This window comes from Frankia sp. CcCS3, assembly GCF_977927575.1.
In genome coordinates this window covers 1,561-7,798 of record NZ_CDWRCL010000209.1, presented here as the reverse complement: position 1 = coordinate 7,798, position 6,238 = coordinate 1,561, and the positions used below count along the sequence as shown (strand labels likewise).

Sequence of the window (6,238 nt, the reverse complement as noted above, 5' to 3'; positions counted from 1 at the left end):
GTCACCACGGCCGCGATCAACGAATGGCTGCCCCGATAAACTTCCCAAACAGGCCCTAATGCGACGGAGCTTCCCGTGCCGCCGGAGCTCGCCGGGAACAGCCGCAGGCCACCCGACGGAGCACCTGTTCATCTCCGCACACTAATCTGACGTCTGTCGTGACCCGGATCATCTCGGGGGCGGGCTCCACGCGCGGGCGCCGCCCGCACGACCGCGCCGCCCGCACGACCGACGACATGCTCCTTGGGGGAGACGAAAGTGGACGAGCAGACCGCTGGGACCGATAATCCGCGGCCCACATCGCGCCTGGTAGTCGACGTGGTCCGCGCGCTGCGCGGATGGGTGGTGATGGCCGCCGGCGGCGTACTTCTGCTCGGCTGCTACCTGGGCGTCTCCAAGGAGACGGACGTCGCTTTCCAACTACCCTACGTGGTCTCCGGCGGTCTCGGGGGGCTGGCACTCATCCTGGTAGGAAGTGCGCTGCTGGTAGCCGACCGCTTCGACGCCGCTCAGGCCGCCCAGGCCCACACCGCCGGCCAGGTCGACGACCTACACTCACTGATCATCGCGGCGGCGGTCGCGGGTGCCGCACCCGAGGCCGGTCAGCCGGCCACCCGCCCCCAGGGCTCGTACCAGCAGACAGGCTCGTACCAGCAGACAACAGCCACGCACCAGCAGAACTCGCGCTTCGCCGCGACGGACCCCGGGGGCGGCCAGGCACCCGCCACGAACGCCACCACACCCGGCCAGCGCGCCTGACAGAGCCTGCGTTTCCCACGATGCCACGGCGCGGAAGGCGAGCAGTTCCGTGATCACATGTGACCCGGCGGACGGCGGCGACCGGACGGCCGGCGGCGGCAGGCTCCCAGGGAGTGCCCGGTGACCAGCATCGACCTGGGACTGGCGGGGATCTCCCTCGGGGCGATCGCAGCCCTGTCCGGTATCGGCCTGCTGGTCACCTACCGTACCAACGGGGTCCTCAACCTGGCCCAGGGCGGCATCGCCATGCTGGTGGCGTACGTCTTCCGCGAGATGGTGGTCGAGTGGGGGCTGCCGATCTGGCTGGCCGCCGTCATCGCGCTCGCCGTGCTCTCTCCCGGGATCGGCCTGCTGCTGGAGCGGCTGGTCTTCCGGCCGCTGGCCCGTCGCCGCGCATCGGCAGCCGAATCCCTGGTTGCCAGCCTCGGCGTGCTGGTCCTCACCCTCGGGATGACGGCGGGCATCTGGGGTCTGGGCTCGCGTAGCGACGCACCGAGCATCTTCCCGAACTCGTCGGTGCAGCTGTTCGGTGACACCCGGATCGGTGTCGACGCGCTGGCCGAGCTCGCGATGGTCGTGGTGTTCTGCGCGGTCATCGGCGTCATCGCCACCCGCACGGTGTTCGGCCGCCAGATCCGCGCGGTTGTCGACGACCGGCAGCTCGCCGAGCTGTCCGGTGTTCGCGCGGACCGGGTCGCCGCGGCCGGCTGGGCGGTGGGGACTACGCTCGCCGGCCTCACCGGCATCCTGCTCGCCCCCCGCTTCCAACTCACCCCGTACGGGCTGACCCTGCTGGTGCTGGAGACCTTCGCGGTGGTCGTGGCGGCCCGGCTGTCAAGCATGCCGGTGGCCGTCCTCACTGCCCTGGGCATTGCCGTCCTGCAGAGCGAACTCAAGCAGTTCACCCTCGACGGTGATGCGGGCCAGATCCTCACCGTCCTGCAGTCGAACCTGTTCATCGTCGCCCTGTTGGTCCTGCTGCTCGCGGTGCCGAAGCTGCGCGAGCTCGGCACCGGCGACTCCGGGACCACCGCCAGCTTCTCCAGCCGCGGCGCACCGCCGGCGGGCCCGGCCAGCCAGACCAAGGCCCGCCGTGACTTTCTGGGCAAGCTCGGCGGTGCCGCGCTGCTGCTCGCACCGCTCACCTTCGCCCCGTCCGATCTGCGTTCGGCGTTCATGGTGCCGGCGCTCGCTCTCATCTTCCTGTCGATGGTCATCGTCACCGGCTACAGCGGCCAGCTCTCCCTGGGCTCGGCCGGATACGCGGGCCTCGGGGCGCTGCTGTCACTCAAGCTCGCCAACGGTGACCTGTTCGGACTGCCGAAGCTGCCGGGCGTCGCGTCGATGTTCATCGGTGCCCTGCTCGTCGCCCCGATCGGTCTGATCACCGGCTACCCGGCGATCCGCCGCCGCGGCCTCACCCTGGCGCTGACCACCTTCGCGGTCGGCGCCGTGGTCAGCCGTTTCGTCTTCGAGCAGCCGACCTTCGCGACCGGCCTCTACCTCGACCCGCTGACGTTCTTCGGCTGGGAGCTGCCCGACGAGGCGTTCTACGTCCTTGAACTGGCCTGCCTGGGCCTCGGCCTGTTCTTCGTGGGTAATCTGCATCGCGGTCGGCTCGGTCGGGCGCTGCTCGCCGTGCGTGACCATGCGGAGGGTGCGGCGGCGGTGGGGGTCGACGTCCGCAACCTCAAGCTGCTGGCCTTCACCGTCTCCTCCGTCGTCGCCGGGCTGGGTGGTGCGCTGCTGGTGCACAGCAGCTACTCGTTCTCCGCCGACGACTTCGCACCGTTGCAGAGCTTGCTGTGGTTCACCGCCGTGGTCGTCTTCGGCGCCGACAGCGCGGCCGGCGCGATCATCGCCGCGGCGTTCATCGTCACGATCGACGTGCTGGCGCCGGCCGGGTCCTCGATCCTCGCCATCGGCATCCTCGCCCTCGCCCTCGGCTGGATGCCCGGCGGCTTGGCCTCGGCCGTCCGGGGTCTGTTGCGGCTGCTCGCCCTCCACCTCGCGGACGGCTTCGTCGATCCCAACCATCGGGCACCGCGCCCGGTGCCGGTGCGCATCTCCGCCGTCGGATACCTGCCGGCGACCACTGGCATCACCGGGATCTCCGGGATCTCCGGGATCGGCGCGCCCCTGGGGGCCGCCCGGCCCAGGCCATCCGCGAGCTGGCCCCCGGGCCGCTCCTCGCCCGTGCTGCCACCGGGCTCGCCGCAGCCGACCCCATTCGGGGCCAGCCTGCTGACCCTGGTGCAGGAGTATGCGGCCCGGTCGGGCGACGCACCGCTGGTGACCCCCGCGCCCCGCGGCGAGGGCGGTGGCCTGCCCGCCGACGTCTACCCCACCTCACCGGGTCACGTGGGCCACAAGCAGGGGGGTTCGGGACCCGCGGCGGCGACCTCCCTGCGGGACGGAGGCCGGGTATGAGTCGGCACGTGCTACAGGCCGTTGGCCTGGTCCGCCGCTACGGCGGTCTGACCGCGGTCGACCACGTCGACCTCGTCGCCCCCCAGGGCGTGATCACCGGTCTTATCGGCCCGAACGGTGCCGGGAAGTCGACGCTGTTCAGCCTGCTGACCGGGGTCGAGCAGCCCGACGAGGGCAAGGTCCTGCTCGACAAGAGCGACATCACGAAAATGCGGCCAGACATCCGGTCCCGGCGTGGTCTGGTGCAGACCTTCCAGGTTCCCTCGCTCTTCCCCACCCTCACGGTCGCGGACAACCTGCTTGTCGGCGCGGAGAACCGGCACCGGGACTATGCCGGCGGCCTGCTGGGCGTGGCGTCCAAGGGCCGAGGACACGTCAGCCGCCTCGTCGAGGAAACCCTCGGCTCTCTCGGCCTGTCCGACCTGCGGGACACCATCGCCGGCACGCTGCCCACCGGTGCCCTGCGGCTGGTCGAGTTCGCGCGAGCGATGTGCGCCCAGCCGGACATCCTGCTGCTCGACGAGCCCGCCAGCGGCCTGGACAACGACGAGACTGCCAGGTTCTCGCAGCTGCTGCGCCAGACCGCCGACGACGGGGTCGGCATCCTGATCGTCGACCACGACGTCGACCTGGTCTTCTCCGTCGCCGACCAGGTGTACGCCATGGTCGGCGGTCGGGTCGTCGCGTCCGGCGATCCCGGGCACGTCCGCGACGACCCAACCGTGCGGTCGGTGTACCTGGCCCAGGCTGCCCATCGCCACGATGAAACGGTCCTGAAGCAGCCGCAGGAGGCACCGTGACCACGGCGACAGCCGAACTCGAACTGACCGGGGCGCGGGCCGGCTACGGGACCGTGGAGGTCCTGCACGGTCTGGACCTCGCCATCCCCGCCGGCAAGGTCACCGCCCTGCTCGGGGTCAACGGCGCGGGCAAGAGCACCACCCTGCGGATGCTGGCCGGGCTGATCCCACTGCGTTCGGGCAGTCTGACCTGGCGCGGCGAGGACATCACCAAGATGTCCACCGTCGACCGGGCCCGCCGGGGACTGATGCTCGTGCCGGACGAACGGGCCGTCTTCGCCACCCTGTCGGTCCGGGACAATCTGCAGATCATCGCGGAAGCCAGCGGGCACCCCGACATCACCCCCGCGCTGGAGTCGTTCCCCCGGCTGCGGGAGCGGCTGACGCAGCGGGCCGGATCGATGTCCGGCGGTGAGCGGCGAATGCTGGCGCTCGCCCGCGCCCTGCTGGCCCGCCCCTCGGTCCTGATGGTCGACGAGCTGTCGCTCGGACTATCCCCGAAGGTCGCCGCGGACCTGTTCGGCTGGCTTGCGACGGTCGCCGCGTCGGGCACCACCGTCGTGCTCGCCGACCAGTACACCGAGCAGGCCCTGGCGATGGCGGACCTGGTCTACGTCCTGCACCGGGGCGAGCGGTCCTTCGCGGGCGCACCGGGGGAATTCCGGGCGTAGGGCCGCGAAAGGCCCCGCTGAAAGGCCCCGGTCGAGGTTCCCTCCGTGGCGCCGTGGAGGGTGCCCCGACCGGGGCCCGAGATCACTCGGGCGGTCCCGGGCGGTCCCGTGAGAGATCAGCCGGCCTGGTAGGGCAGATCCGGGACGGTGAAGCAGTTGGTGTTCATGTCCTTGACCTGGGTCACCCAGCCGCCCTGGTTTCCGTTCGCCGAGTCCTGCCAACGGGCGACGTTGAGGCAGTTCTGCTCCTGCGACGGCGGTTCAGGCAACTTCTTGAAGTTCCGGCCAGTCGGGATGAGCAGGCCGTGACCGTCGTAGTCCTTGCCGCTGTTCATGTACGCCTCGACGCAGGCGCGGGTGACGTCGGCGCCGCAGGACCGGATCGCGTCGGTCAGCCACTGGGCCGAGGCGTAACCCTCGAGCATCCACAGGTTCGTCTTGGCTACCCGATCGGGCGCGGCCGCCTGCAGATCCTTCTGGAACGTGGCGACCGCGGGAATCTGGGTGTCCGCATAGTTGGCGGTGCCGCCAGTAGAGTAGATCGTGTTCCGGCAATTCGGGGAGGCATTGTAGACCTGGCGGACGTTGTTGGCCCAGCCCTGCGGCGGGGTCACCTTCGCCGTGATCGGCATTTTCTGGGACTCAATGGCGTTGCACAGCTGAGCATTACCGCCGTCGTCCATCGCGTCGAAGACGATCTGGACGCCGCGCCGCTTGAGGTCGAGGACCGTCGCGTCCCAACTCGGGGCGCCGAGATTGATCTGCTCCTCGATGACCGTGTAGCCATCCTTGCGCAGGCCGTCCGCGATCGACTTGGCGTACCGCTCCGACGGGGCGACGTTGTAGTACACAACCCCGGCGACGTTGGTCTTCAGGTTCTGCTTGAACCAGCGGTAGGTCTCGGTCCCCGCGTAGAGCGTGCCGTTGTAGCCGGGACGGCTGCCGGTGCGCGGATAATAGCTGCCGTAGATCGAGTACAGGTGCGGATACTGATCGTAGGCTGCGGACACGGGCTGGCCGCCGATATCCGGCACACCCTTGGAGTTGATGTACTGTGCACCCGTGTAGTCGAACGCCGTCACCCCGGCGAGCGCGAAGACCTTCTCGTCGTCGACGAGCTTGTGCGCGCAGTTCGTGTTTCCGTCACCGGTGCCCTTGTCGTCACACTCGACGAGGTTCACGGTGCGCCCGTTGACTCCGCCCGCGGCGTTGAGCGCCTTGAAATAGGCCCGCGCCCCGTACAGTGAGGCGGAGAACGTGTCCGGCCCGAAACCGCTGTTCAGGCCGGCGATTGTACCGATCTTGATCTCGGTCGGCGTGACACCGATATCCGAGGCTGTGTTGTTCGACGCCCCGGCCGGTTTGTTGCCGGCCGAGGTCGTTCCGTTGTTACTGGCCCGGCTGCCGCAGGCGACGAGCGCCAGCGACGACAGCACAATGGCGGCGACGAGCGATCTCGCTCGCATGGACATGCTCTCCCCTGGTAGATCGGTGACGCTCGAAACGTTATTGCCGATCAACATCGTCGACGCGTCAACCTGACGACAGCCGGTCCCATTGCCGACTATGGGGACGTAA

The 6,238-nt window shown here is 69.5% G+C and carries 5 protein-coding genes; 4 read left to right on the top strand and 1 reads right to left on the bottom strand.

The genetic code is table 11. From position 1 onward, the window contains the following. Nucleotides 1-258 precede the first annotated feature (258 nt). From AC08OQ_RS15890 to AC08OQ_RS15875, 4 genes are all read left to right on the top strand, one after another. Nucleotides 259-759, top strand: a complete 501-nt coding sequence (locus AC08OQ_RS15890; RefSeq protein ID WP_476601698.1) for a transporter — start codon at nt 259-261, stop codon at nt 757-759. A 120-nt stretch (nt 760-879) separates the two neighbouring features. After that, entirely contained in the window at nt 880-3,189 is a 2,310-nt protein-coding gene (locus AC08OQ_RS15885; RefSeq protein ID WP_476601697.1) for an ABC transporter permease, read from the top strand. Then, nucleotides 3,186-3,989, top strand: coding sequence for an ABC transporter ATP-binding protein (locus tag AC08OQ_RS15880; RefSeq protein WP_476612153.1), 804 nt, complete (start codon nt 3,186-3,188; stop codon nt 3,987-3,989). Before AC08OQ_RS15885 ends, AC08OQ_RS15880 begins: the two co-directional genes overlap by 4 nt. Continuing rightward, nucleotides 3,986-4,660: an ABC transporter ATP-binding protein gene (locus AC08OQ_RS15875; protein WP_462187788.1), complete on the top strand. Its 675-nt coding sequence runs from the start codon at nt 3,986-3,988 to the stop codon at nt 4,658-4,660. The genes AC08OQ_RS15880 and AC08OQ_RS15875 overlap by 4 nt, the downstream gene beginning before the upstream one ends. Before the next feature lie 116 nt (nt 4,661-4,776). On the opposite strand, the gene AC08OQ_RS15870 is transcribed toward AC08OQ_RS15875, so the two are convergent. Beyond that, a complete protein-coding gene (locus tag AC08OQ_RS15870) occupies nt 4,777-6,126 on the bottom strand; it encodes an ABC transporter substrate-binding protein (RefSeq protein WP_462187791.1) in 1,350 nt (449 codons plus the stop codon). Nucleotides 6,127-6,238: the final 112 nt, after the last annotated feature.

What these genes read in the sequence shown, in the direction of transcription:
- AC08OQ_RS15880 (WP_476612153.1), top strand. Translation starts at nt 3,186, where the DNA reads ATGAGTCGGCACGTGCTACAGGCCGTTGGCCTGGTCCGCCGCTACGGC.
- AC08OQ_RS15870 (WP_462187791.1), bottom strand. Translation starts at nt 6,126, where the DNA reads ATGCGAGCGAGATCGCTCGTCGCCGCCATTGTGCTGTCGTCGCTGGCG.